Here is a 25,203-nt window from a genome sequence, read left to right as displayed (position 1 = left end):
CGGCGCCTGTCCGGGCGGTCAGTCCTTGTCCTTGGCGTCTTTGTCCTTTGCGCGCGCCGCGTTCTTGCGCGCCGTGCCCGGCTCATCGGGGTGGGCGCGGTTGGTGAAGCGGGCATTGCCCAGCCCGGTGCCGATGGTCAGCACGCCCCAATGCGCGACATCCTGCATGAAGGGGACTTCGCTCAGCCCCTGAACCACGGCGTCATTGTGCATGACCACCGCCGTCTCGTGCCCGTCTATGGAGGGAATTGCCTCCCAGAGCGCGGCGGGCAGGTTGAAGCGCGAGCTTTCCCAGTTGCCCGGCAGATTCTGTGCGCCGGTCTCGATCGAGCCGTCGGCGGCGATGAAGCCGGGGCAGCCGACGCCGATGAACGGCGCCAGCCGAAGATCGTCCTTGCCGGCCTGACGGATGAGCTTCTCCAGCATCGCGACGAGGCGCCCGATGGCCTCCTCGCGCTTGGGCTCCTCGTCGCCGTGGCGCCACAGCTCCATGGCGCGCACCCGCGCCTTTGAGAGATCCGCTGCCTTGTCGAGATTGAGCCGGACGATGCCGCAGCGCATATTGGTGCCGCCGATGTCGACGGCGAGGATGTCGTCGAAGTTCGCGAACATCCAGCTCGGCGCCAGATGCGCGGCGCCGATCAGGCCGGCCTCGTCCGGGTCGTTGCGGATCGGGCGCAGCTCGATCTCGATGCCGTCGCGGCGCGCCAGCAGTTCCGCGCGGGCGATGGCGATCGCGGCGAAGCGGCCGGCCTTCAGCCCGCCGCCGATGGCGATGTGCTGCGTGCCTCGCCAGTCTTTCGTGCGCAGCAGGCGCCGGATGATGGCGAACAGCTCATGCGCGTATTCCTCGATGGCGCTGTGAATCAGCGCCTGCTCATGCGGCTTGCCCTCGGCCAGCGCCTGGTCGATCTGCGCCTTCGACAGTTCCGCCGTCGGCGTCTCGCCGAGAACGGACAACTTGCGGTCGCCGAGATCGCGCCAGCGATCGAAAATCTCGAAGAAGGCGGCACGCCGGGCGCGGTCGCCGATGAACCCGTCCTCGTCGCGCAGCTGCGCATTGAAGCTGTCGACCGTCACTGCCGTGAGGGTCGCCGCGCCATGCGTCGCGACGTCCGGCGGCGTCTCCCTGGTTTTCCCGGCCGCGCTCCTCGTTCTCGTCACCGCCGGACCACCCCTGCCACGCGCCGCGTCCTGTCGAGAACGGGCGAGAGCGACGGGTGTTCCACGCCGCACATGCCTGCGGGACGCTGACCACCGGCCCGATGGTCAGCGGAGGAGGTTGGTTCGGGCGAGTTCGACGATCTCGTCGCCCCGGCCGTTGATGATCGCCCGGAGCATATAGAGGCTGAACCCCTTGGCCTGTTCGATTTTGATTTCCGGCGGCATCACCAGTTCCTGCTTGGCGGTGACCACGTCGACGAGCGCGGGCCCGGGATGGGCGAAGGCATCGCGCAGCGCCTGGGCCAGATCGGCGGAATCCTCGACCCGGATGCCCTTGACGCCAATCGTCTCGGCCATCGCGGCGAAGTTCGGGTTCTGCAGGTCGGTGCCGGTGGCAAGATAGCCGCCGGCCTTCATCTCCATCGCGACGAAGCCCAGCGAGCCGTTGTTCGACACCACCACCTTTACCGGCAGGCCGAGCTGCACGAGCGACAGGAAGTCGCCCATCATCATGGTGAAGCCGCCGTCGCCCGAGAGCGAGATCACCTGCCGCCGCGGCGCAGCGGCCTGCGCCCCGATGGCCTGGAGCATGGCATTGGCCATCGAGCCGTGGTTGAACGAGCCGAGCAGCCGGCGCTGGCCGTTCATCTTCAGATAGCGCGCCGCCCACACCGTCGGCGTGCCGACATCGGCGGTGAAGATCGCATCGTCCGCGGCGATCTCGCTGACCATCCGGGTGAGGTACTGGGGGTGAATCGGCTGCCCCGCCTTGGAGGGGCGGGCGAGGTCGTCGAGCCCCTCGCGGGCCTTCGCATAATGCGCCCTGGCGGTGTCGAGGAACGAGCGGCTGCGCCCTTCCTTCAGCCGCGGCAGCAGGGCTGCGAGCGTCTCGCCCACATCGCCGACGATGCCGAGCGCGAGCGGCGCGCGCTTGCCAAGCGCGGCGGGGTCGCGGTCGACCTGCACGATCCGGGCCTTGTCCGGATAGAAGTTGCGGTAGGGAAAGTCTGTGCCGAGCATCAGCAGCGTGTCGCAATCCAGCATCGCCTGGTAGCCGGAGGAAAAGCCGATGAACCCGGTCATGCCGACGTCGAACGGATTGTCCCATTCGACATGTTCCTTGCCACGCAGGGCATGGACCATCGGCGCGGCGAGCCGATCGGCCAGCGCCACGACCTGATCATGCGCGCCCGCGCAGCCGCTGCCGGCCAGGATGGTCACGCGCTCCGATCCGTTCAGGAGGTCGGCCAGGCGCTCGACCTCCGCCTCCGCCGGAAGCACCCGCGGTTCGGCCAACGCCGGCCATCCGGTCGCGGCTCCGGCGGGCGCCGGCTTCAGCGCCACATCTCCCGGCAGAACGACGACGGCAACGCCCCGGCAGCCAATGGCGGCGCGCATCGCCCGGTGCAGGACCTCCGGCATCTGCGCGGGATTCGACACCAGCTCGACGAAATGGCTGCATTCCCGGAACAGGTCCTGCGGATGCGTCTCCTGGAAATAGCCAAGGCCGATCTCGGACGAGGGGATCTGCGCGGCGATGGCCAGCACCGGCACATGGTTGCGCTGGCAGTCGAACAGGCCGTTGATGAGATGCAGGTTGCCCGGTCCGCAGCTCCCCGCGCAGACCGCGAGTTCGCCGGTGATGGCGGCTTCCGCGCCAGCGGCGAAGGCCGCCGTTTCTTCATGGCGCACATGCATCCAGTCGATGCGACCGAGCCGCCGGAGGCTGTCATTCAGCCCGTTGAGACTGTCGCCGGTCACGCCCCAGATGCGCTTCACGCCGGCATTGGCGAGCGTGTGCGCCAGAAGGTCTGCAATGGTCATGCTCATGGTCGGTTCTCCTATGGAGTCGGGCCGGAAGACACCAGGCTGTCGCGCGAGATCGGGGATAGGGTGAAGGAGGACGCCGCACGGGCCGGGGCACACCCGTGGACATGACGAGCGTCCGCCTCAGGTGTCGGATGGTGGTTCGATTTGTTCGATCAGCATTTTAGGCAGGATGAGCCCGAAGGCCATGGCGATCATGACGGCGATGGCGATGGTGCCGTCCATCACCGCCGCCGTCAGCAGTTGCGGGGAGGCACCCGGTCCCGCATCGGCGAGCCCGATCAGGCCGTCGGCCATTCGGAACACGAAGGAACCGGGGATCAGCGAGACCACCGAGGCGAAGGCGAAGGCGGCGAAGGGCATGTGAAGGCGGTTGCTGAGGGGCGTTACCACCGCGCCGACGAACAGGCAGGCGATGAAGGAGGAGGTCGCCGCGCCTCCACCGATGGCGAGCACCGCCCAGTGTAGCGCATGGCCCACCATGCCCACCGCCATGGGAAGGGGCAGCATCCGCCATGGCATGGAGAAGAACGTCCCGTAGGCGGCGATGGCGATGCCGGCCGCGACCACGTCCACGCCGAGCGCGACGCTGCTGCCGCCGCCTGCCAGCGGAAGGCTCTGACCGCCGATGGACATGCCCGCAATCAGGCCCACCGTGATCAGCAGCATCAGCAGGCCGGCATAGGACAGGCGTTCCAGCGCCAGCGGCAGACGCATGCGCGCCAGGTCGATCGCCCCGTTCAGCAGATGCGGGCCGGGCACCAGCACCATGCAGGGACACAGGGCGATCACGAACACCGCCGCCGTCGGCATCAGGTGGGCCGCACCCACGGCCACCAGCCCGGCCAGCAGGGCCGCGCCGAGCGGCTGCGGCAGGGGCGTGGGGAACAGGCGCGCGAGGCCGCGCCGCAGGCAGGCGCCCGCAAAGGCACTCACGAACACCAGCAGCAGGGTAACGGGGTTGGCGGCGCCGAAGATGAGGGCCAGCGCCGCCGCGCCGGCTCCTGCGAGGCTGGCGAAGCGCAGCAGTGAGACCGGAGGCAGGCGGCGCACCCCCTCGAGCTCTCCCAGCGCCGCGCCCGGCGTGAGCCGCCCCTCGCACACCGCATCCATGATCTTCAGCGTTTCGATGACCTTGTGCATCTCCACGCCGATCGGGGTGGCGGGCACGATCTCGAGCCGCTCCCCCTGCGCCGTTACGGCGAAGCGCAGCGCCACCTCGCCCCATCGCGGGCCGACGGACACCGTCAGCCCGAAATGGGCGGCAAGACGCGTCAGGCTGCGCACCGTGCGTTCCGTCGTCTGTCCATTGCAGAACAGAAGGAAGGCGCAGGCGCGCAGGAGCGCGATGGCCTCCTCCTCGGCGGGCGACGGCTGCCCCATGTCAGACCGCCGGATAGGCAGGCTGATAGGCCATTTCCGCGATATGGGCGGCGATGTCGGCGGGTCGCTCGACACGGGCGAGGCCGTTGTCGAAGATCCGCGCGGCGATGCGCGCCGCCACATGGAGCGAGGCGGCGCGGATGTCGTGCTGGGGCGGATAGATGAGGCCGGTGTCCAGCTCTTCCTGCGTCACCAGCTCCGCCACCGCCTGCGCCGCGACGATGAACATGTCCTGGGTGACGCGGGTCGCCTGCGTCGCCAGCACCGCCATGCCCATGGCCGGGAAGATGTAGACGTTGTTGCCCTGCCCGGGAACGAAGGTCTTGTCGCCCAGCTTGACCGGTTGGAACGGGCTTCCCGAGGCGAAGATCGCCCGGCCTTCCGACCATTTGTAGGCTTCCTCCGCCGTGCATTCGGAGCGCGAGGTGGGGTTGGAATAGGGGAAGATGATCGGCCGCTCATTGATGCCGGCCATGGCCTCGATGACCGCCTGGTTGAACAGTTTCGGCACCGTGCTGACGCCGATGATTCCGGTGGGCTTGATCTGCTCGATCGCCTCGACGAAGGAAGTGAGGGGGGCATGATCGTGGGCGAACGGCTTCTGGAACGCGGCGATGTCGGTGCGGGAATCCACCATCAGGCCGTTGACGTCGAACAGCCAGTTGCGCGCGCGCGCCTCCTCGATGGTTGCGCCTTCCAGCACCATCGCTTCGCTGATTAGTTCGGCGATGCCGGTCGCCGCCGACCCGCCGCCGAGGAACAGGAAGGTCTGGTCGGTCAGCTTCTGCTTGGAGATGCGCAGCGCGCCATAGATGCCGGCGACGGCGACGGCCGCCGTGCCCTGGATGTCGTCATTATAGGTGCAGGTGCGGTCCTTGTAGCGCTCCAGGATCGGCACCGCGTTGATGTTGGCGAAGTCCTCCCACTGGAGGCAGCATTTGGGGAAAAGCTCGCCGATGGCGGTGACGAATTCCTCGATGAAGGCGTCGTACTCCGCCCCCCGCACGCGCGGCTGGCGCAGGCCGAGATAGAGCGGATCGTCCAGATAGATCTGGTTGTTGGTGCCCACGTCCAGCGTGATCGGCAGCGTCATCTCCGGCGGCACGCCGGCGCACACCGTATAGAGCGCGAGCTTTCCCACCGGGATGCCCATGCCGTTCACCCCGAGGTCGCCGAGGCCGAGGATGCGCTCGCCGTCGGTCACGACGATGAAGCGGATATCCTTGTTCGGCCAGTTGGCGATGAGCGACTTCAGCCGCCCCTTGGCGGTGATGGGCAGATAGAGGCCGCGCGTGGCCCGCAATATATGGTCGTATTTCTGGCAGGCCTCGCCCACCGTCGGCGTGTAGACCAGCGGCATGAAGGTCGCCGGGTCGGACATGAGCGTGGCGTAATAGAGCGTCTCGTTGCGCGCCTGCAGATCACTCAGCAGGAGATATTTCTGCAGGTCGTTGTCGAGCGTGCTCAGCTGCAGGTGCACGCGGGCGATCTGGGTCTGCAGCGTATCGACGCCCGGGGGCAGGAAGCCGTCGAGGCCGAGGCGCGCGCGCTCCTCACTCGTGAAGGCGCTGCCGCGGTTGAGCGTAGGATCGTGAAGGATGGACGGGCCGGAGACGGTCATGGAACGGTGTCCTTGGGCTTGGGGTGGCCATGGGCCGGTGGCAAGCGAACTCCCGCGGCCCGGGCGGCCGGAGACACGATTTCCGGCCTCAGCTGTTCTCGTGCGCCACGTAGGGCTTCACCATCTTGGCGGGATCGACGACGCGGTCGAACTCCTCCTCCGTGACATAGGCAAGTTCGAGGGCGGCCTCCCTGAGAGTGAGGTCCTTGTCCATGGCGTGGTGCGCGATCCTGGACGCCTTGTCGTAGCCGATCACCGGCGCCAGCGCCGTCACCAGCATCAGCGAGCGACATTTTCGGCCATCTTCTTCAGGTTGGGCTTGGCGCCTTCCACCAGGAAGCGGCGGAAATTGGTGCAGCCGTCGGTGGCCAGCGTGATGGAGTGGCAGATGTTGAAGATGATCAGCGGCTTGTAGACGTTCATCTCCAGATAGCCGCTGGCCCCGCCGAAGCCGACCGCCACGTCGTTGCCCATCATCTGCACCGCCAGCATGGTGAGCGCCTCGGCCTGGGTGGGGTTCACCTTGCCGGGCATGATGGACGAGCCAGGCTCGTTCTCCGGGATGATCAGTTCGGCGAAGCCGGCGCGCGGGCCGCAGGACATCAGCCGGATGTCGTTGCCGATCTTGTAGAGCGAGGCGGCCAGCGTGCGCAGCGTGCCGGAGAACTGCACCAGCGCGTCATGCGCACCCTGCACCGTGAACTTGTTGGGCGCGGTCACATAGGGCAGGCCCGTCAGCGCCGCGATCTCCGCCGCCACCGCCTCCGCGAAGCCCGGCGCGGCATTGATGCCGGTGCCGACCGCGGTGCCGCCGAGGGCGAGGCGGTAGACGCCCTTCAGCGCGTCGTCGATGCGCTCCAGGTCGTCGGTCAGCATGCCGGCATAGCCGGACCATTCCTGGCCCAGCGTGAGCGGGGTCGCATCCTGCATGTGGGTGCGGCCGATCTTGACGATGTCCTTCCACTCTTCCGCCTTGGCGGCGAGGGCGTCGCGCAGCGCGGCGACGGCAGGGATGAGGCGCGTCGTGGCGTTGACGCCTACCGCGATGTGCATCGCCGACGGGAAGGAATCGTTCGACGACTGGGACATGTTGACGTGGTCGTTGGGATGGACCGGCGTCTTGGAGCCGAGCGGGGTGCCCGCGATCTGGCAGCAGCGGTTCGAGACCACCTCGTTGACGTTCATGTTGAACTGGGTGCCCGAGCCGGTCATCCAGACGTGCAGCGGGAACATGTCATGGTGCTGTCCGGCGAGGATCTCGTCGCAAGTGTCGATGATCAGCCTGAAGGGCTCGTCCGGGAGACGCCCGCCCTTGTGGTTCGCGGCAGCGGCCCCTTTCTTGAGGGTCGCATAGGCGGTGATCATCTCGCGGGGCATCAGGTCCTTGCCGATGCTGAAATGCTCCAGCGAGCGCTGGGTCTGGGCGCCCCAGAGCCTGTCCGCGGGAACCTGGACCTCGCCAAGGCTGTCGGTTTCAGTGCGCATCTCGGTCACGGGAGAACCTCTTCTGGAGCGCGGGGTATGGTGGCAGCAGGCTCGCTTGATCAAGGTGATGCAACCCGTTCGTGAGGCGCTTAGCAAGCTGAATCCCTGTCGTTTTTTGACCGGATCGATTTCCCCGGGAGGAGCCTGCGACAATTTCGATGTCCGGCCTGCCGCCGGTCTCGCAGGCATTTTGTGAAGCTGGCACAGCGCGATCCGCGCGCGAGCGACCGCGTCGGGCGTTGCCGTTTTCGAGCGGCGAGGATCCTTGCCGACATCGGCCATGTCGGCGATTGGAAGATCGATGAGCTCATTGAGGGGCGAGGCCGGCTAGGCAGAACGGGGGCGAGGTCTCGTCGTGGTCGATCCTGGCTTCGGTCGCGCGGGCCCTCCGACGGGCGACGTCGCGGCGCGGAAAGATTTCGCCGAGGTAGCGTCCCTCGTGGCGGATCCGCGAGCCTGGAAGCTGAGATGACGTGGTCGTTCGTCGCGCAGGTACTCAGGCAAGTGCGCGTTCGACGAGGTGAAGCCTGACGCCGTTCTTGGCGGTCAGGGCGGCAAGATTGCCGGTCGGCGCGGCATCGGTGACGAGGATGTTCACGTCGCGGAGCGAGCCCAGGCGGACCAACCCGCGCCTGCCGAACTTGCTGCTGTCGATCGCCAGGATCACGCTACCGGCCTGCTGCATGGCCGCCCGGACCGCTGCGACTTCGGCATAATCGTCATCGCCGATGTCGCCGTCCTCGTCGATGCCGCTGACCGAGATGACGACGAAGTCGAACTTGAAGGCCTGGATGAACTCGGCCGAATTCTGGCTGAACACGCCGCCATCCACCTGGCGGACGAAACCGCCGGGCACCGCGACCGCAAAGTTGGTACGCTCGCTCAATGTCGTGGCAACGCGCAGGCTGTAGGTGACGACGCGCAGGCCCTTGTGGGCTGTGAGCGCGCGGGCGACGGCCTCGCAGGTCGTGCCGGTGTCGATAAAAACGGCCGCATTATCGGGCACGATACGGGCGACGGCGCTTCCGATGGCGTCCTTGGCCTGCGCATTGGCGATGCGGCGCTGGCGATAGACGGTCGGATCGATCGGCGTCGAAGCGACCGCGCCCCCGTGCAGGCGCCGGACCTTGCCTTCCAGTTCCAGCGCGACAATGTCCCGGCGGGCAGTCTGCGTGGTGACGGAGAAGCGGCTCGCAATCTCTTCGACCGAGATATGCCGGTTCTGCTCGAGATATTTGACCAGGAAGGCGCGGCGGCGCGCCTTCTTCCCCTCGTCATCCCGCTCTTCGTCTCGAATCTGCATCTCGAATCTCGATAGTGCTCGTAAAATAGTATTCGATCCATGGGACGTCCATCAGGGCGCCCCATGGATCGAGCCGTTTAGGGACCTGCCGGGCGTGCGGTCCCGGCAGGCGGCGTGGCATCAGAACTTCATGCTTAGCCGACCGGTGACGCCGTTGTCGCCGAGGCCGGAGCCGAACTGGCCGGAGTAACTTATGCCAAGCGTCGTGTTCGGTGTGGCCGCGAAGTCCAACCCGGCGCGGATGATGGCGACGTCCTCGGCGATCGGCGTCCCGCGGATGCCGAAATCGTCGCCGCCGGCGAACGCCATTACCGCCTGCGGAACCACATCGCCGGAGGCGTGCTGCCAGCCGAGCGTGCCGTGCAGGGTGGCCACCGTCGCGCCGATATCGAAGCTGGTCGAGGCACGGGCGCCCAGCGTGGTGAACAGCGTGTCGAGATCGCCGGACGCACCGGCGAGCGCGGCGGCGCCGCCATCCTCGACGAAGCCGTCATTGCTGAAGTGGACATAGGCGAGGCTCAGGAACGGCTCGATCGTGCTCCGTGCCATATCGAACCGGTAGCGGAGCTCACCGAAGACCTGCGTGGTGGACGCGTCATAGTCTGCCGAGAGGCTCTCGTTGAGGTCGGGAATGGCCACTTGGCGCGAGGTTTCGATGCTGTGCCAGGTTTGGCCGACGCCGAGGCTCAGGCCGAGCGGGCCGGAGCGCGAGCCGGCATAGAAGCCGATATGGTAGTTGTCGGCGTCACCGCTGGCGACGAGATCGTCGAGTTCGACCGACGTCCGGCTGTAGCCAGCGAGCAGGCCGACCCGCCAGGCGTCGCCGACCGCCGCATCCGCGCCGGCGAGCAGGCCGCCCACATTGCTGGTCAGGCCCGAGGCGTTGCCGTCACCGTCGACGTCGCTCCATGAGCCGAAGGACTGGCCCCACACCGCGAAGCGGTCGGTGTCGGCGGCCACCGGCTCCGGCCCGGCCTTGTCGTAGGCCAGCACCGACATGTCCTGACCCGCCAGTTCGCCGCTGGCTGCGCGCAGGCGCTCATTCGCCGCATCGCGCAGGAAGCGGCTGTTGTCGATCAGGACGCCGTAGGTCGAGGCGTGCACCTCGCCGCCGATCTGCGCGAAGGCGGAGCGGGCGCTCTCCTCGTCGAGCATGACGATGGCGTCGTAGAGTGGGGCGCCGTAGCCGAGGCTCTCGGCGCCGCGCGCGGCGGAGCGCTGGTTGAAGGTGGCGCCGATCCGGTCGAAGGCGGTATCGTTGCGCGCCAGCGTCAGCACCAGGTCGGTCGCGCCATAATCCAGCGTCGGGTCAAGGAAGGCGAAGCTGGAGGAGACCTCGCCGAAGGCGCCCTCGATCCCGCCGGCCGAGCTGATGATGGTGTAGCTGGTTTCCGGCTTGTATTCGCCGGCAGTGCCGATGCTCATCAGCGTGCCGCCCTCGATGGTGGTCTTGCCGGTCACGGCGATCAGGTCGCTCGCGCCTTCGGCATCGTACTCGACCTCATAGGCGGAGCCGCTTTCGAAGGTGAGGTTACCCGCGACGTTGAGCGTGCCGATCGAGTTGCCCGGCGCGACGATGCCGCCCGATGCGATCTTGAGATTGCCGATGGTGCCGATGCCGGCGAGCGCGGCGCCATCGAGCACCGTGGTCATCGCGGAAGTCGCGATCGAACCGTTGACGACAAGCAGGCCGTTCCTGACGAAAGTCTCGCCGGTATAGGTGTTGGTGCCGAACAGCCCGAGCGCGCCTTCGCCGAGCTTGGTCAGGCTGCCTTCGCCGGAAATCGCCCGGCCGATGGCGACGGCGTTGGCGGCATCGGCGATCTCGATGGCGCCGCCGCCGACCTCCAGCACCACGGAGCGGTCGAGAACCGCCATGTCGGTGCCGGCGATGCGCAGCGTTCCGTTGTCGAGGTGCAGGCTCGCTGCGGAGGTGCCGAGCGCGGCGTCCTCGTCGACGATGAGGGTGCCGCCATCGGTCACCAGCGTCTGGCCGATGAAGCTGTGATCGTCGATGCAATAGTCGACGATCGCCTGCTGCAGGCGGGAATCCGTGCTCTTGCAGTCGAGCAAGGTCTTCTTCTCCTCCTCCGTCAGGTCGGTGAGGATCGGATTGCCGTTCTCGTCCGAGATCTGCCCGAGATAGACGTCGGTGCGCATGTTGTTGCGCGTCAGGTAGAATTCCTTGCTGTCGGCGAATACCGGGGCGTCCGCGCCCCAGACGAGACGGGTCTTCTCGACCGTCGCGTCGTCGACCGTCTCCGTATAGGTCTCCAGCGCCGGGCCGATCCATTTCAGCGTGTGCGCGACCGGTTCATGGTCGGAGAGCGTCGCGCTGCCGTCATTGATGTTGCCGACCTCGCCGAGAACACCGGTATAGGCGTCGTTCGGATCGTCCTCGATGACGTACCATTTGCCGAACGGGCGCGAGACCATGAAATGGTCGATCGTCACCCGGTCCCAGCTGGTCCATGTATTGGTGTCGTCCTCGCCGGCCGAGGGCCAGGTCGTGGTGCCGTCTCCGAGTCCGTGCGGCGCGAAGGGCTCCCGATCCGCCGGGGTGGTGAGCAGCATATACTGCTTCTTGAGCACGTTCATCGTCACCGGCGTGTTCGACGCCACCGGATAGGTCTCGTCCTCGAAGGTAACGCCGTTCTGCGCCATGTCCTTGGCGATGATCTGTTCCCACTGCCGCCAGCTCATCTGTGAAATACTGGAGATGCCGGGAAACTCCGAGCGATGGGCGTCGAAATAGTCCTGGATCACGTTGCGATAATGGACCGTGCCGTTGTCGTCGACCACCTTCATCGAGGCGGCATAGGCCTCATATTCGCTCGTCTTTCCCTCCGGCGTGTATTCCTTGGCCAGCTGCTTCCACAGGTCGGAACTGCCGCCGTCGACGATGGTGCGGGCGAAGAGATAGGACTGCTGCTCGGCGCCGTGGAGACCGCGCTCGGAGACGTCGCCGGCATTGAAGTCGCCGACGAGAATGATCGGCGTGTCGGAGTCGGCCGCCCAGCTGTTGATCCCCTTCACCTCGTCGAGGCGGGCATTCGGCTCATCGTAATAGTTGAGATGAACCGAACCGATGATGGTCTGCGGCACGCCGTTCTGCGCGTCGATCTTCTGGTAGGCGATCGCGTCGCCGAGCGTGCTAGCGTCGAACGTGCCGGACAGCCGGCTCACCACGCTGACATCGCTGATCTGGGTGCCGGCATAGGTGCCGAGCCCGGCATCGCCCAGCATCTGGGTGAGGCCCGGAATGTACTTCGTGTCGGTGCGCGATTCCTGCAGAGCGATGACGTCGTAATTGCCGTTGATGAAGAAATCGGAGGTGACGCCGAGGTTGGAGGCGTACTGGTCGCCCCAGGTGTTCAGCGTCAGGATGCGAAGCGTTCCGTCGTCCGCCTGACCGGCGTTCGCTCCAACGACTGTCAGTGCGGCGCCGCAGAGGAGCCGCGACGTGATGCTGGCGAGGCTGAAGCCACGCCGACGGCGGGTGTTCCTGATATTCATCTTGCCAATCCCCATATGCCCCAGTTTTCCGCTCCCGGCCCATATCCACATGGACCAGGGCCCCCGGATCTCGGTCGGCGCTGTTTCGAGGATTGTTGCTTTCACATATGAGTATGTCACTTAGATAACATTTAGACACACGCGCCTTGTTGGTATTGCTTTGGACATGCTCACGCGCGCGGGAGGCGCCGCCGCGGCAGCCCCCCCCCCGATACACCGCCGGAGACAGGGCAGCATGCTGCAGCTGCAAACATTGACGGCTGCTCATTTGGTCGAAAATCATTTAAATTACTGAATATTATTGAATATATTCGGGGTGAGCCGATCTCGCGCGACCGGCTGCGTCGTAGCGTCATGCGCGACCTGCTGCCGGCGATGCATGCCGCCCTTCATCCGATAATTGTTCGATGATGGAATGGCATGTCGCCTTTTGCGGGAGAAATTGTCCGATAAGGTACATTTCTTGTCGGTCGAATGGCGATCGCGCTCTTCTCATCAAGAAGATGCCGGTTGGCGGCATCCTGCGCCGCGCGCGTTTATCGGGCAGCACTTTCGCGGGGGGGCGTTGCGGCACAAGCACCTGCTACAGCCCTCCCATATGCCCAAAGGCCGGAAGGTCACGATCTGCCCGCACGAGCAAGGCGCGGTCACCGCCCATGTCACCTATCCCACAGGCAACGGGCACGGGGGTAAATCCTCCGGGCGACGGCGCAGGCTCGACGTCCACGCGGATCGTGATCGACCGAGTAAGCGTCGAAATCTTGCGGGGCGGCACCGTTCGGATGGCCGACCGCGCCTATGACAGCGATGAACGGCGCCAAAATCTTCGAAGCCGCGGCGCTGCGCCGGCACCGGGGCGGGCTGTCCGAATTGCAGCCAATAAATGTCATCGCTATGGCACGAAGCGACCGATAGGTATTGCTGCCCCACATTCCGGGGGAGTGCGGAGCGTTGCATGAAACCAGGGTGGGCTTCTCGTGGGATATCGGGCGCGCGCCTGCGCCAGGTCGTTGCAATCGGTCTTGGCGTCGGCGGCATCGCCCAGGCGGCCCATGCCGAGCCTTTGCCTCCGGCGCCGACGACCTATCAGACGCTGGATTTTGGATCCCACGACACGTTCCTCACCGGCATTCGCGGCGACAACATCGTCGGCAATTACATCATCCCCGGCACCGCCGACACTGGCGGAATCTATTACAACATGACCACACAGACATGGTCGGTCATGCCGGTGGTGACCACCAACGGCGCGAATTACCCGGGCGCCATCGGCTCGTCGCCCTATGGGCCGAGCTTCGGCAATCCGGGCGGCATCCTGCGCACGGTGGGCAGCTATCAGACCGCGGATTCGTCTCCCTACGACTACAGCTATCTCTATGACGCCGCCGCCGCGCCGGGAGAGACGCTCACCACCCTGATCTATCCAAGTTCCAGCGCGCGGACGCTGTTCACCATTGCCCACAGCACTTTCGGCAATCAGGTGGTCGGCAATTACGATACCGCTCTCGCGACCGGCAACGCCTTCATCTACAATATCAATACCGGCGCCTACACGACCAACAACATAACCGGCGCCATCAGCACCACGGCCTATGGCATCTATGGCGACAAGATTGCGGGTGGCTATGCCATGGCCGAGATCGGGGGCGGCCTCGGCCCGGAACACGGCTACATCTATGATCAGACCACCGGTACCTACGAGACCTATGACCATCCCGGCGCGATCGCCACGCATTTCGAGGGCATAACCAGCGCTGGCCGGGCCAACGAGTACAATCTCGTCGTCAACTGGATTTCCGCCGATGGCGCCGTCCATCCCGCCGTGATGCATATCGATGCGCTGGGGCGTGTGACCTGGTACGAGATCGACATCCCCGGCACCGTCGTGTCGGCGAATTCCGCCTATGGCGACAATGTCATCGGTATCTATGTCGACGACACCGGCATCCACGGCTATCTCGCCACCATTCCCGGCATCTACAACCCGATCCGGAACACTGGCGATCTGACGTTCACGGATGACAATGCCGCCGCCCTTTCCGGCATCAAGGGCGACGACATCATCAATAGCGGCACCATCCAGGTCAGTGGCAATGGCGGCCTCGGCATCCGTGGCGAGACCTATGGCGTGCTGTCCAATTCCGGCACCATCTCCGCGACCGGCATCGCCGGCGCGGCGGTGGAAATGCACGGGCTTTACGGCACCCTGCTGAATTCCGGCACGTTGAAAGCCACCGCAGTGGCCGATGCGCTGCGCACCGGTGCCGACAGCTTCGGCAGCGTGATCGTCAACACCGGCATCATCGATGGCCGCATCGCCGCGACCTTGGGAGCCGAGAAGCGGTTCGAGAACAGTGGCTGGATCGGCGTGACCGGCACCGGCGTGCCGATCACCAGCTTCTTCAAAGGCACCTTCGTGCAGACCTCCGCCGGCTGGTTCGCCCCGCGGGTGACCGACGCGGGCAATGACTTGCTGGTGGTGGAGGGCACGGTACGGCTCGCCGGCATGTTGCAGGCGAACTTCCAGGCCACGAGCTTCGCCAAGACCACCACGCTGCTCAGGGCGACCGAGGGGATAACCGGCACCTATGACAGCTTCACCACCAGCGGCCTTCCCGCGCTGTTCGACGCCACCGTGAACTACGCGCCGACCACCGTGTCGGTGAGTGTCGCCGCCGACCTTGCCGGCATGCCGGGCAACACGCGCAACCAGCGCGCCGTGGGTGCCGCGATCGACGGCATCATCAACAACAGCGCGGCCGATATGCTGACCAGTCTGCCGGGTGCGCTTGCCCCCCTATACGGCGTCGGTGCGGCCGAACTGGGCGGCGCGCTCGACGCGCTGTCCGGCGAGGCCTATGCCAGCCAGCAATCCGTGCTGATCGGCGACAGCCTCTACAGCCGGCAGGCCCTGCTCGGGCGCCTGCGTCAGGGGGCCTATGCCGGCGAGACGGGTCCGCTCGCGTCGCTCGGCTTTGGCGGGCCGGCGCTCGCCTACGCCCCGCCGACCACGCCCGCCGTTCCGTTTCCCACCAAGGCGCCGGCCTCTTCCGAGCCGGCGTTCAACGGGACGATCTGGGCGCAGGCCTTTGGCGGCTGGAGCGATTATGACGGCGACGCGGGCACGTCGTCCGTCGACGCCTCCATTGGCGGCATTGTCGGCGGCGCGGATGTGAAGGTGGACAACTGGCTGCTCGGCGCGGCGGTGGGCTATTCCCGGTCGAGCGCCAATGTCGATGCGCTGGCGAGTTCGTCCGATGTGAACAGCCTGATCCTGGGCCTCTATGCCGGCACAAGATCCGGCCCCTTGGCGCTGCGCTTTGGCGCCACCTATGCCTTCAACCAGATCGACGCCGAGCGCACCATCGCCTATCCCGGCTATGCCGAGCAGGCGAAGGCGGACTATGACGGCGGCACCGCGCAGGTGTTTGGAGAGCTTGGCTACAGCTTCGCCGTCCAACAGTTCGCTTTCGAGCCGTTCGCCGGCCTCGCTTACGTCCATGTCGATACGGACAGCTTCACCGAGACCGGCGCCTCCGCCGGGCTGGCGGGCTCGTCCTCGTCGATGGGCGTCGGCTACTCCTCGCTCGGGCTGCGTGCCGCCACAACCATGGATCTGCCTGGCGGGCTGGCGCTGGAACCCCATGCCTCGGTCGCGTGGCAATATGCCTTCGGCGACACGACGCCGGAGGCGCGCCTGTTCTTCCTCAGCGCGCCGGGTGCAAATTTCAGCGTGGCCGGCGTGCCGCTCGCCGAAAACACCGCCCTGGTTGAGATCGGCTCGGATCTGCACATCAACGAGCAGGTGCGGGTCGGCCTGTCCTATGTGGGCCAGTTCGCCGACGACGTGACCGTGAACGCCGTGCAGGCCAATCTGAAGTGGCGCTTCTGACGGTGTGAGGCCGCGGCACTTCCAGCCCGGCCTATGCCGTACCGGAGCGCGGTTCAGGCATCGGCGCTCCCGCAAGGCGGAGAACCTCCGGGCCGGACCTGCGGGATGCGCTGCGGTGATCGCGCCGTAGCGGGAAGGCTCTGCAGCGGAGAGGCTCGGCGCGTCGCGCGAGAGGTTCGACTCGCGCGGCCGCTTCCTCTCGCCTGGATCTGTCGGTTTAGCGGCAATGTCGAGGGTTCTCGTCCAGCGCGGTGATGATACGATCGAGTTCGTCCCGAGTTGGCCGGCGATCGCGTTTCCCGCCTTTCCCGATCAGACCGAGCCGCTTGAGTGCGATGCGCGCGAGATCGAGTGGCTCCGTCGAGATTGTTACGCCATGGACGGCGGCAGTGTGGGAGTGCACGGTCTTGTTGGATCCGAAGTCCATGCCGGGCGTGAGCGGGCCTGCCCCTTCCTTTGCGGGGGTCCTTCCTAACTTGATGAGACGCTCGCGGTCGAACTCGGCGATCTTGAGAGGGGTGAGCGTCTCGCCCAGCGCCCATTCCTCGGCATCCCTGCGGCGCAGGAGCGTCTCGTAGTCGTACTGCCCCTACCGACGGATATGGGCTCTCCAGGAGCCGGATTTTAGTTTAGTGAAGGTAGCCAATCCGTGTGCGCTCCGTGTGCACGCACGCGTCGAAAAATCGGAAACTGGGGCGTATCGTGGCCAAAAATCGAGTGTACACGACGCGACCCAGTTCCTTGTTGTCACAAATATAATGTCGAAAAATAAATCATTTAGATTTTCCGTTGCCCCGATGATGGATTGGACCGACCGGCACTGCCGGGCGTTCCATCGCGTGCTGTCGCGGCGGGCGCTGCTCTATACGGAGATGGTCACCGCCAATGCGGTGATCTTCGGCGACCGCGACCGGTTGATCGGCTTCTCGGCCGAGGAGCACCCGGTCGCGGTGCAACTCGGCGGATCGGATCCGGCGGCGCTGGCCAAGGCGGCGGCGATCTGCGCCGAGTGGGGCTATGGCGAGGTGAACCTCAATGTCGGCTGCCCGTCCGACCGCGTGCAGGGCGGCAATTTCGGCGCCTGCCTGATGCGCGATCCGGCGCTGGTCGCCGATTGCGTGGCGGCGATGAAGGCCGAGGTCGCCATCCCCGTCACCGTGAAGTGCCGCATCGGCGTTGACGAACAGGATCCGGAGGTCGCGCTCGACGCTCTGGCCGACGCGGTGCTCGCAGTGGGGGCGGACGCGCTGGTCGTCCATGCCCGCAAGGCCTGGCTGGAAGGGCTCTCCCCCAAGGAAAATCGCGACATTCCCCCGCTCGACTACGACCGGGTCTATCGCCTGAAGAACCGGCTGCGGGACGTGCCCGTCAGCATCAATGGCGGCATAGGCACGCTGGAAGCGGCGCAGGCCCACCTTGCCCATGTCGACGGCGTGATGCTCGGCCGTGCCGCCTATCAGCAGCCCGAGCTGCTGCTGCGGGTGGACAGCCTGTTCTTCGGCGAGGCCGATCCGCATGCCGACGCCTTCGCCGCGGTCGCGGCCTTCGAGCCCTATGTCGCCGCCCATCTCGCTTCGGGCGGCAGGCTGCACGACATTACCCGCCACATGCTCGGCCTTTTTCCCGGCCGTCCCGGCGCGCGCGCCTACCGGCGCCACCTCGCGACCGAAGGGGTGAAGGCCGAAGCCGGTCTCGACGTGCTGCGCGCGGCCGTCGACGAGGTGCGCAAGGCCGAGGAGCGGCGTGCCATGGTGGCATGAAACAGGGGCCATCACCTGGTGGTCCGGATCGAAGGCGTGATGTGGTGGCGTGATGGTACAGGCGATTCCCCTCGAACATCTGTTGTGGCTTTCCGGCGTCCTGCTGGTGGCGGGCCTGGCGACCGGCATCCTTGCCGGGCTGTTCGGCATAGGCGGCGGCGCGATCATCGTGCCGGTGCTCTATGAGGTGTTCGGTGCGGTGGGGGTGGATGACTCCGAGCGCATGCATCTCTCGGTCGGCACCGCGCTGGCCATCATCGTGCCGACGGCCCTGCGCTCCTACTTCGCCCATCGACGTCGCACCAAGATCGACAATAGCATCATGAGGCAATGGGCCGTGCCGCTGGTGGCCGGCGTCGTGGCGGGCACCTTGCTGGCAGCGGTGTCGCCGGACGTGGTGCTGAAGATCGCCTTCGTCCTGTTCGCGGCGCTGATGTCGTCCAAGCTGCTGTTCGGCCGCGACAGCTGGGTGCTGTCGGACACATTGCCCGGACGGGTGCCGATGACGCTCTACGGCTTCGGCATCGGCGCCTCGGCGCCGCTGATCGGCATCTCGGGAGGCGGCATCGCCACGGTGGTGCTGACGCTCTACCGGGTGCCTATCCACACCGCGATCGCCACGTCGGCCGGGCTCGGCGCGCTGATCGCGGTGCCGGGCACCATCGGCTACATCCTCAGCGGCATGTCGCATCTCGACGAATTGCCGCCCTTCTCGCTCGGCTACATCTCGCTGCCGGGCCTGGTGCTGGTGGGCGGCGTCGCGACCCTGGCCGCGCCGCTGGGCGCGCGGATGGCGCACGCCTTCACCAAGCGCCAGCTCGAAGTCGGCTTCGGTCTCTATCTGCTGATCGTCGGCCTGCGCTTCGTCGTGGCGCTCATCGCCGAGTGAGGCGCCGGGCCGCCGGCTACTCGACGACCTTGGCCCGCATCACCAGCTTCTCGCCGCGGATCTCGAAGCTGGCGAGGCGGGACAGGAACGTCATGCCGAGCAGGCTGTGCTTCAGCGTGCCGGGGCTGGCGATGAGGGCGGGCACGTCGCGCTCCTCGATGCTGCCGGCGATCTCGATGCGGTCCAGCACCACGGCCGCCGCCCGGCCGCGCCCATTGGCGGTGTCGATCGGGATGTCGTAGCGCAGAAACTCGATCGGCAGCCCGACAGCGACCGCGTCTTCCGGCGTGAGCACGACGCTGGAGGCGCCGGTGTCGACCAGCATCGGAATGCGGTTGCCGTTGATCTCGACCCGCACGTTGAAATCGCCGTCCCGGGCGCGCGCGACCTCGACGGCCGGGCCGCCGTCCTGCGCCAGAGGCACCGCATAGCCGGGCGCCAGCTCCGCCAGCACGCGATAGGCGACAGCGTGCAGCTCGAAGCGGAAGGTGTAGCCGACCGCCAGTATGGCGAAGATGACGAGCCAGAGCGCGGCGGCGCGCAGCGCCTCGCCGATGCGTCCGGTGAAGGTGGCGAAGACGCTGGCGCCGACGACCAGCAGCAGCGAACCGTAGAAGACCAGCTGTGCCAGATCGCCCGCCCCGAGGCCGGCGATATTGCCGAACCGCGACGTCCAGAAGATCAGCCCTATGCCGCCGGCAAGGCCGATCACCACGATCCACATCAGGCGGTCGGCATTCATCGCACGGCTCCCGAAGCGGCACGGACGGACAGGCGGGCCATGATGGCGCGCCGCTCGGCCTCGCTGAGCGTGCTCCAGGCGCCGATCTCCGCCACGCTGCGGCCGCAGCCGAGGCAGGTTCGCCCGGCGGCATCCAGCGTGCAGACGGAAACGCAGGGTGTGGAGATGGTGCTCGGCATCGGAATCGGTACGCTCAGGAATGCCGGGCGAAGATAAGCAGACCCATCAGGAAGGCAATCTCGACCAGCAGGGTCGCGGCTCCAGCGACGTCTCCCGTCTGCCCGCCGAATTGGGCGCGGGCAAGGCGGACGACACCGAGAAAGGCCGCCGCTCCGAGGACGAGGCCGCCGGCGAGCGGCAGCGCGCCGAGGATGGGGAACACCAGAAGTGCCGCGATCACAAGCGCGATCAGCAAGGCCTTGCGCCGGCTCTCCGCGCCGGGCACGCCGGCGCTGCGGGCGAGGCCGTCGGCACGCGCGAAGGGCAGGGCGGCGAGCATCCACAGCCCAGCGAGGCGCGAGACGGCGACCGCCGCGGCCAGCCCGGCGGCGGCGGCCAGCGGTGCGATCGCCAGCAGGCCCGCCAGCGCGCCGATGCGCAGGGCGAAGGCGAGGATGAGCGCACAGACGCCGAACGCGCCGACGCGGCTGTCCTTCATGATCTCCAGCCGCCGCGCGACGCTCATGCCGCCGAGCCCGTCGGCGACATCGGACAGGCCGTCCTCATGCAGCGCGCCGGTGATCACGACCAGCGTGGCGACGGCGAGCGTGGCGGCGAGAAAGCCGTCGAGGCCGATGCCATGGGCGACGATCAGCACCGCGGCGCCGATCAGCCCGATGACCGCGCCGGCGAGCGGCAAGGCGGGGCCGAGGCGGTCGAGGTCGGGCGGGCCGTCGCTCGCCGGCTCCGACGGCAGGCGGACCGGCAGCCGCGACAGGAAGCGCAGCGCCGCGGGAATGTCGGATATCACGGGGACGGGCATGGTCGGCTTCCCTCGGCCTCGTTCACCGCTCGATGATGAAGTCGGCGGCCGGGCGGCGATGCTCCCAGCCGGCGCGCTCGAGTTCCGGCACGTCCGAGGGCTCGGCGGGATAGCCTATGCACAGATAGCCGACCAGCCGCCAGCGGGCCGGCACGTCGAGGGCGCGGGCCACCGGCTCGGGGTCGAGGATCGACACCCAGCCGACGCCGATGCCGCGCGCGGCGGTGGCCAGCCAGAAGGTGTGGATGGCGAGCACGGCGGAATAGGCGACCGTCTCCGGCATGGTGGCGCGGCCGAGGCCGTGGCCGGTCTCCGGCTCCGGCTCGACGAAGACGGCGAGCTGTTCGGGCGCGTCGTCCAGCCCGGCGAGCTTGAGCCGCGCATAGAGCCCGGCGCGCTCGGTGGGCTGAAGGGCGAGCGCCTCGGCGTTAGCGGCCTCGAAGAGGGCGCGGATGGCGGCGCGCCGCTCCGTCCCGCGCACCCGCACGAAGCGCCAGGGCTGGCTGAGGCCGACGCTCGGCGCCCGCGAGGCGCCGGCCAGAAGGCCCGCGAACGTCGCCTCGTCCAGCGGATCGGTCGCGAAGCGCCGCACATCGCGCCGCCACGCGAAGAGCCGGTCGAGCCCTTCGAGGAAGGTCGCATCGAAGGTGGGCGGCGCGGCCATGCATGCTCCTTGGGGCGAGGCTGCGGGATTTAAGGGTTGCGCGCTCCTCAGCGAGGGTCTACCCCGCCGCCGCGCCCGATGCGACCCCTATCGCCATCAGACCGGGCTCCACGGACGAGAGGTCCCATGTTGCGCTCCGCCACCGGCCTTCCCTTCGACGACATCCGCAACCTCGTTGCCCAGATGCCGGCCGCCGACGAGACCGCGCGCCGCGCCGCCGCCGAGCGCCAGCGCCAGCTCGTCAAACCGCCCGGCGCGCTGGGGCGGCTGGAGGAGATCGCCATCCGCCTCGCCGGCTGGCAGGGCCGGGAGATCCCGGCGATCAACCGGCCGACCGTCGCCGTGTTCGCGGCCACGCACGGGGTCGCGGGACGCGGCGTGTCGCCCTATCCGCCGGAAGTCACCAAGCAGATGGTCGCCACCTTCACGGCCGGGAAGGCGGCGGTGAACCAGATCTGCGGCGTGTTCGGCGCCGGGCTCAGGGTGTTCGACCTCGCGCTCGACATCCCCACGCCCGACATTGTCGAGCAGGACGCGCTCACCGAGGCCGAATGCGCCGCCACCATGGCCTTCGGCATGGAGGCGCTGGCCGGCGAGCCGGACCTTCTGTGCCTCGGCGAGATGGGCATCGGCAACACCACGGTCGCGGCGGCGATCTTCCATGGGCTGTATGGCGGCGAGGCCGGGGAATGGGTCGGACCCGGCACCGGAGCGACGGGTGATGTACTCGCCCGCAAGATCGAGGCGGTGCGCGCCGCGGTGCTCCGCTCGAAGGGGCATCTCGACGATCCGCTGGAGGTGCTGCGCAAGCTCGGCGGGCGCGAGGTGGCGGCGATGGCCGGCGCCATCCTCGCCGCGCGGCTGCAGCGCGTGCCGGTGGTGCTCGACGGCTATGTGGTGGCGGCCGCCGCCGCGGTGCTGAAGGCACTCGACCCGGCGGCGCTCGACCATTGCTTCGCCGGCCATGTCTCGGCCGAGCCGGCGCACCGCGCCGTGCTGGAGCGGCTCGGCCTCGCGCCGCTGCTCGATCTCGACATGCGGCTCGGCGAGGGTTCCGGTGCGGCGCTGTCGATCGGTGTCATCAAGGCGGCGGTGGCCTGCCATGCCGGTATGTCGACCTTCGCCGAAGCGGGCGTGGCGGAAGCGTGAGGCCGCGCCGGCCTCGCCCGCGCGGCTGGCGGTCGGACACGTTTCGCGCGGTCCTCGTCGCGGCGGTGCTCATCGTCGTCGCGCTGGTCGCCGAGCGGTTCGTTCCCGCGCTCACCGGCGCGGTGCGGGTGGCGGATGGTGACAGCCTGGAAATCGACGGCGAACGGGTGCGGCTCGAGGGGATCGACGCACCGGAACTGCACCAGAGCTGCGGCGAGGGGGAGAAGACGTGGCCCTGCGGCGAGCGGGCGCGCGCCGCAATGGCGGCAATCGTCGCGCAGGGAAAGGTAAGTTGCCGTCCCGTGGACGAGGACCGTTACCGCCGCGCCGTTTCCGTCTGCGCGGTCGACGGTCGCGACATCGGCGCGGCGCTGGTCGCGCAGGGCTGGGCGGTGGCGACCGGTTTCGCCTATGCCTCCGAGCAGCGCGCCGCGCGCGAGGCCGGGCGCGGCGTCTGGGCCGGGCCGTTCGAGATGCCGGCCGACTGGCGGGCGCGGCATCCCAGACCCGTGGCGGAGTGAGCGCGCCGTCGTCCCGGCGGGATGACGGATGGGTCGGGCATGCCTATCTACGTCGCATGCCTCCGGACACCCTTGAAACCCTGCTCGCCGCCATCCGGGCCTGCCGCGCCTGCGTGGAGCATCCGCGCGGAACGCCGCTGCCGCACGCGCCGCGCCCTGTGCTGCATGTGGGGCCGAAGGCGCGCATCCTGATCGCCGGGCAGGCGCCGGGCACCAAGGTGCACGCCTCCGGCCGCTCCTTCGACGACGCCTCGGGCGACCGGCTGCGCGCCTGGCTGGGAATCGACCGCGACAGCTTCTATGACGGCGAGAAGTTCGCCATCGCCGCCATGGGCTTCTGTTTTCCCGGCCAGGACGCCAAGGGCGGCGACCTGCCGCCGCGCCGCGAATGCGCACCCCTGTGGCACGACCGGCTGTTCGCGGCGCGCCCGCCCTTCGATCTTGTTCTGGCGGTGGGCGCGGCCTCGCAGGCCTATCACCTCAAGCGGTTGGGGCTGGAGCGCTTCGCGGGCGGCGGCCTCACCGAGCGGGTGATGCGCTGGCGCGAGATCTGGGAGGCCCGGACGGCGCCGCGCTTCCTGCCGCTGCCGCATCCATCGTGGCGCAACACCGGCTGGCTCAAGCGCCATCCCTGGTTCGAGGCGGAGATCCTGCCGGTGCTGCGGCAAGAGGTGGCGCGGCTGCTGGGGTCGGGGCCAGACGCTGGCCGTCATCCTGGACGGCCGCAGGCCGATCCGGGAGCGTCGATGGAACCGGCGAGCGAGCCCGGCCCTCGCCGTGCTCGGCCGGGATGACCGGGAACGGAACGGTCTAACGCGACACCGCCAGGTGCCGGTTCAGCCGGCGTTCCAGCACGTCCCACACCCGACGGACGGTCTCGACCATCAGGAGATAGAGCACCGCCGCCCAGAGATAGACCTCCATGTCGTAGGAGCGCGAGAAGGCGAGGCGGGTGACGCCCATCAGGTCGTAGACCGTGATGACCGAGGCGATGGCGCTCGACTTGATCATCAGCACCAGCTCGTTGCCGAGCGGACGCAGCCCGACGGCGATGGCCTGCGGCAGGATCACCTTGCGATAGGCGAGGAAGCGCGAGAGGCCGAGCGACTGCGCCGCCTCCATCTGCCCGACGGGCAGGCTCTGAATGCCGCCGCGCAGGATCTCCGACTGATAGGCGGCGGTGTTGAGGGTGAAAGTGAACACCGCGCAGTTGAACGCGTCGCGGAAGAACCACCACAGCCCGATGTCGGTGAGCTGCTCGCGGAACTGCCCGGCGCCGTAATAGATGAGGAAGGTCTGGGCGAGCAGCGGCGTGCCGCGGAAGAAATAGGAATAGGTGAAGGACGCCCGCGCGAGGAACTTGCCGCCCTCGGTCCGGGCCACCGCCAGCGGCAGGGCGAGCAGGGCGCCGAGGAAGACCGAGATGCCGACCAGCTTCAGCGTCACCCACACGCCGTCGAGGAAGCGCAGGCCATAGCGGTCCATCAGGTCGGCGTTGAGGCCGATGAGTGACATCAGCGAGAGGAAGCCGGAGCCGAGCGTGTCGAGGATCGCCTGCATCAGTGGCCTCCCACGCGCTTGAAGCCGCGCGACGCCCGGGTTTCCAGGCTGGAGAACACCGCGCTCGAGACGCCGGAGAACACCAGATAGATCAGGCAGGCCACGAGGTAGAAGAAGAAGGGCTGCTTGGTCACGCCCACCGCGATGGCGGTCTGGCGCATCAGGTCGCTGATGGCGATCACCGAGACCAGCGACGTGTCCTTGAGCAGCACCATCCAGTTGTTCGACAGGCCCGGCAGCGCGACACGCCAGAGCTGCGGGAAGGTCACGAGCCGGAAGATGCTCCAGCCCGACAGGCCGAGCGCCGCCGCGGCCTCCTTCTGGCCCTTCGGCACGGAACGGATGGCCGCCAGCAGAACTTCACTGGAGAAGGCGCCGAGCACCAGGCCCAGCGCCACCACGCCGGCGACGAACTGGTTCACCTCGACATGCGCGCCCTCGATGAGAGACTCGGCGATCCTGGTCAGCAGCATCTGTCCGCCGTAATAGACGATGAACAGCGTCAGCAGCTCCGGCAGCCCGCGGAAGACGGTGGTGTAGAGATTGCCGAGGCCGCGCAGCACGGCGGAATGAGAATCCTTCGCCAGCGCCACCAGGAGCCCGATGGCGATGCCGACGGGCAGGGTGACGAGAGCGAGCTCGATGGTGAGCAGCGCCCCCTGCGCGATCTCGTCGCCCCAGCCGTTGGGGCCGAAGGAGAGCAGCTCGAGGAGATTCAGCATGATGGACGGCGCGCCCCACGGTC

18 protein-coding genes and 1 pseudogene are annotated in these 25,203 nt (G+C 67.5%); 6 read left to right on the top strand and 13 right to left on the bottom strand.

All coding sequences use genetic code 11. The features are described from left to right. Nucleotides 1-18 precede the first annotated feature (18 nt). The 7 genes and pseudogenes from AC1PZ7_RS17960 to AC1PZ7_RS17930 form a co-directional block, all read right to left on the bottom strand. Complete coding sequence (locus AC1PZ7_RS17960; protein ID WP_482356552.1) at nt 19-1,164, bottom strand: ROK family protein; 1,146 nt, start codon at nt 1,162-1,164, stop codon at nt 19-21. Between the two features lie 105 nt (nt 1,165-1,269). Beyond that, complete coding sequence (gene poxB, locus AC1PZ7_RS17955) at nt 1,270-2,994, bottom strand: ubiquinone-dependent pyruvate dehydrogenase (protein WP_482356551.1); 1,725 nt, start codon at nt 2,992-2,994, stop codon at nt 1,270-1,272. 120 nt (nt 2,995-3,114) lie between these two features. Further along, on the bottom strand, nt 3,115-4,374 hold the full coding sequence (locus AC1PZ7_RS17950; RefSeq protein ID WP_482356550.1) for a threonine/serine exporter family protein: 1,260 nt from the start codon (nt 4,372-4,374) through the stop codon (nt 3,115-3,117). 1 nt (nt 4,375) lies between these two features. Next, on the bottom strand, nt 4,376-5,995 hold the full coding sequence (locus tag AC1PZ7_RS17945; RefSeq protein WP_482356549.1) for an NAD-dependent malic enzyme: 1,620 nt from the start codon (nt 5,993-5,995) through the stop codon (nt 4,376-4,378). Nucleotides 5,996-6,083: 88 nt separating this feature from the next. After that, nucleotides 6,084-7,480 (bottom strand): annotated as a pseudogene (gene fumC / locus AC1PZ7_RS17940) (class II fumarate hydratase). A gap of 496 nt (nt 7,481-7,976) precedes the next feature. Further along, nucleotides 7,977-8,783: a DeoR/GlpR family DNA-binding transcription regulator gene (locus AC1PZ7_RS17935; RefSeq protein ID WP_482356548.1), complete on the bottom strand. Its 807-nt coding sequence runs from the start codon at nt 8,781-8,783 to the stop codon at nt 7,977-7,979. A gap of 120 nt (nt 8,784-8,903) precedes the next feature. Continuing rightward, a complete protein-coding gene (locus tag AC1PZ7_RS17930) occupies nt 8,904-12,299 on the bottom strand; it encodes an autotransporter domain-containing protein (RefSeq protein WP_482356547.1) in 3,396 nt (1,131 codons plus the stop codon). 955 nt (nt 12,300-13,254) lie between these two features. Here AC1PZ7_RS17930 and AC1PZ7_RS17925 point away from each other — a divergent pair. The 3 genes from AC1PZ7_RS17925 to AC1PZ7_RS17915 all read left to right on the top strand — a co-directional run bounded on the left by AC1PZ7_RS17925 (nt 13,255) and on the right by AC1PZ7_RS17915 (nt 18,840). After that, the gene (locus tag AC1PZ7_RS17925) at nt 13,255-16,191 is read left to right on the top strand and encodes an autotransporter outer membrane beta-barrel domain-containing protein (protein ID WP_482356546.1); all 2,937 of its coding nucleotides are present in this window, start codon (nt 13,255-13,257) and stop codon (nt 16,189-16,191) included. Nucleotides 16,192-16,949: 758 nt separating this feature from the next. Then, nucleotides 16,950-17,951 carry a tRNA dihydrouridine(20/20a) synthase DusA gene (dusA, locus tag AC1PZ7_RS17920; RefSeq protein ID WP_482356545.1) on the top strand — a complete coding sequence of 334 codons (1,002 nt, stop codon included), beginning with the start codon at nt 16,950-16,952 and terminating at the stop codon, nt 17,949-17,951. A gap of 52 nt (nt 17,952-18,003) precedes the next feature. After that, on the top strand, nt 18,004-18,840 hold the full coding sequence (locus tag AC1PZ7_RS17915) for a sulfite exporter TauE/SafE family protein (RefSeq protein WP_482356544.1): 837 nt from the start codon (nt 18,004-18,006) through the stop codon (nt 18,838-18,840). A gap of 16 nt (nt 18,841-18,856) precedes the next feature. Here the strand turns inward: AC1PZ7_RS17915 and AC1PZ7_RS17910 are convergent, their stop codons facing one another. From AC1PZ7_RS17910 to bluB, 4 genes are read right to left on the bottom strand one after another with little or no spacing between them, the layout of a single operon-like run. After that, entirely contained in the window at nt 18,857-19,582 is a 726-nt protein-coding gene (locus AC1PZ7_RS17910) for a retropepsin-like aspartic protease family protein (protein ID WP_482356543.1), read from the bottom strand. Further along, complete coding sequence (locus tag AC1PZ7_RS17905) at nt 19,579-19,761, bottom strand: DUF1289 domain-containing protein (protein WP_482356542.1); 183 nt, start codon at nt 19,759-19,761, stop codon at nt 19,579-19,581. The genes AC1PZ7_RS17910 and AC1PZ7_RS17905 overlap by 4 nt, the downstream gene beginning before the upstream one ends. 14 nt (nt 19,762-19,775) lie before the next feature. Then, nucleotides 19,776-20,564, bottom strand: coding sequence for an adenosylcobinamide-GDP ribazoletransferase (gene cobS, locus AC1PZ7_RS17900; protein WP_482356541.1), 789 nt, complete (start codon nt 20,562-20,564; stop codon nt 19,776-19,778). Nucleotides 20,565-20,586: 22 nt separating this feature from the next. Further along, a complete protein-coding gene (gene bluB, locus AC1PZ7_RS17895) occupies nt 20,587-21,228 on the bottom strand; it encodes a 5,6-dimethylbenzimidazole synthase (protein WP_482356540.1) in 642 nt (213 codons plus the stop codon). Nucleotides 21,229-21,354: 126 nt separating this feature from the next. Between bluB and cobT the strand changes: the two genes are divergently transcribed. From cobT to AC1PZ7_RS17880, 3 genes are read left to right on the top strand one after another with little or no spacing between them, the layout of a single operon-like run. Beyond that, the gene (cobT, locus tag AC1PZ7_RS17890) at nt 21,355-22,377 is read left to right on the top strand and encodes a nicotinate-nucleotide--dimethylbenzimidazole phosphoribosyltransferase (RefSeq protein WP_482356539.1); all 1,023 of its coding nucleotides are present in this window, start codon (nt 21,355-21,357) and stop codon (nt 22,375-22,377) included. Then, nucleotides 22,374-22,898 carry a thermonuclease family protein gene (locus AC1PZ7_RS17885; protein WP_482356538.1) on the top strand — a complete coding sequence of 175 codons (525 nt, stop codon included), beginning with the start codon at nt 22,374-22,376 and terminating at the stop codon, nt 22,896-22,898. Before cobT ends, AC1PZ7_RS17885 begins: the two co-directional genes overlap by 4 nt. Nucleotides 22,899-22,954: 56 nt before the next feature. Further along, nucleotides 22,955-23,692, top strand: a complete 738-nt coding sequence (locus AC1PZ7_RS17880; RefSeq protein ID WP_482356537.1) for a uracil-DNA glycosylase family protein — start codon at nt 22,955-22,957, stop codon at nt 23,690-23,692. A gap of 16 nt (nt 23,693-23,708) precedes the next feature. Here AC1PZ7_RS17880 and AC1PZ7_RS17875 read toward each other — a convergent pair whose 3' ends face one another. Continuing rightward, nucleotides 23,709-24,458, bottom strand: a complete 750-nt coding sequence (locus tag AC1PZ7_RS17875; protein WP_482356536.1) for an ABC transporter permease — start codon at nt 24,456-24,458, stop codon at nt 23,709-23,711. After that, entirely contained in the window at nt 24,458-25,180 is a 723-nt protein-coding gene (locus AC1PZ7_RS17870; protein WP_482356535.1) for an ABC transporter permease, read from the bottom strand. Before AC1PZ7_RS17870 ends, AC1PZ7_RS17875 begins: the two co-directional genes overlap by 1 nt. Nucleotides 25,181-25,203: the final 23 nt, after the last annotated feature.

The sequence above is a fragment of the Ancylobacter sp. TW_SC_1 genome, from assembly GCF_056836805.1.
The sequence above is the reverse complement of the archived record's forward strand: the minus strand, read 5'-3'. Positions and strand labels throughout refer to the sequence as shown.

Excerpts from the sequence above, each read along its gene's own strand:
- poxB (WP_482356551.1), bottom strand. The coding sequence starts at position 2,994 with ATGAGCATGACCATTGCAGACCTTCTGGCGCACACGCTCGCCAATGCC.
- AC1PZ7_RS17950 (WP_482356550.1), bottom strand. The coding sequence starts at position 4,374 with ATGGGGCAGCCGTCGCCCGCCGAGGAGGAGGCCATCGCGCTCCTGCGC.
- AC1PZ7_RS17945 (WP_482356549.1), bottom strand. The coding sequence starts at position 5,995 with ATGACCGTCTCCGGCCCGTCCATCCTTCACGATCCTACGCTCAACCGC.
- AC1PZ7_RS17935 (WP_482356548.1), bottom strand. The coding sequence starts at position 8,783 with ATGCAGATTCGAGACGAAGAGCGGGATGACGAGGGGAAGAAGGCGCGC.
- AC1PZ7_RS17930 (WP_482356547.1), bottom strand. The coding sequence starts at position 12,299 with ATGAATATCAGGAACACCCGCCGTCGGCGTGGCTTCAGCCTCGCCAGC.
- AC1PZ7_RS17925 (WP_482356546.1), top strand. The coding sequence starts at position 13,255 with ATGAAACCAGGGTGGGCTTCTCGTGGGATATCGGGCGCGCGCCTGCGC.
- dusA (WP_482356545.1), top strand. The coding sequence starts at position 16,950 with ATGTCGAAAAATAAATCATTTAGATTTTCCGTTGCCCCGATGATGGAT.
- AC1PZ7_RS17915 (WP_482356544.1), top strand. The coding sequence starts at position 18,004 with ATGGTACAGGCGATTCCCCTCGAACATCTGTTGTGGCTTTCCGGCGTC.
- AC1PZ7_RS17910 (WP_482356543.1), bottom strand. The coding sequence starts at position 19,582 with ATGAATGCCGACCGCCTGATGTGGATCGTGGTGATCGGCCTTGCCGGC.
- AC1PZ7_RS17905 (WP_482356542.1), bottom strand. The coding sequence starts at position 19,761 with ATGCCGAGCACCATCTCCACACCCTGCGTTTCCGTCTGCACGCTGGAT.
- cobS (WP_482356541.1), bottom strand. The coding sequence starts at position 20,564 with ATGCCCGTCCCCGTGATATCCGACATTCCCGCGGCGCTGCGCTTCCTG.
- bluB (WP_482356540.1), bottom strand. The coding sequence starts at position 21,228 with ATGGCCGCGCCGCCCACCTTCGATGCGACCTTCCTCGAAGGGCTCGAC.
- cobT (WP_482356539.1), top strand. The coding sequence starts at position 21,355 with ATGTTGCGCTCCGCCACCGGCCTTCCCTTCGACGACATCCGCAACCTC.
- AC1PZ7_RS17880 (WP_482356537.1), top strand. The coding sequence starts at position 22,955 with ATGCCTCCGGACACCCTTGAAACCCTGCTCGCCGCCATCCGGGCCTGC.
- AC1PZ7_RS17875 (WP_482356536.1), bottom strand. The coding sequence starts at position 24,458 with ATGCAGGCGATCCTCGACACGCTCGGCTCCGGCTTCCTCTCGCTGATG.
- AC1PZ7_RS17870 (WP_482356535.1), bottom strand. The coding sequence starts at position 25,180 with ATGCTGAATCTCCTCGAGCTGCTCTCCTTCGGCCCCAACGGCTGGGGC.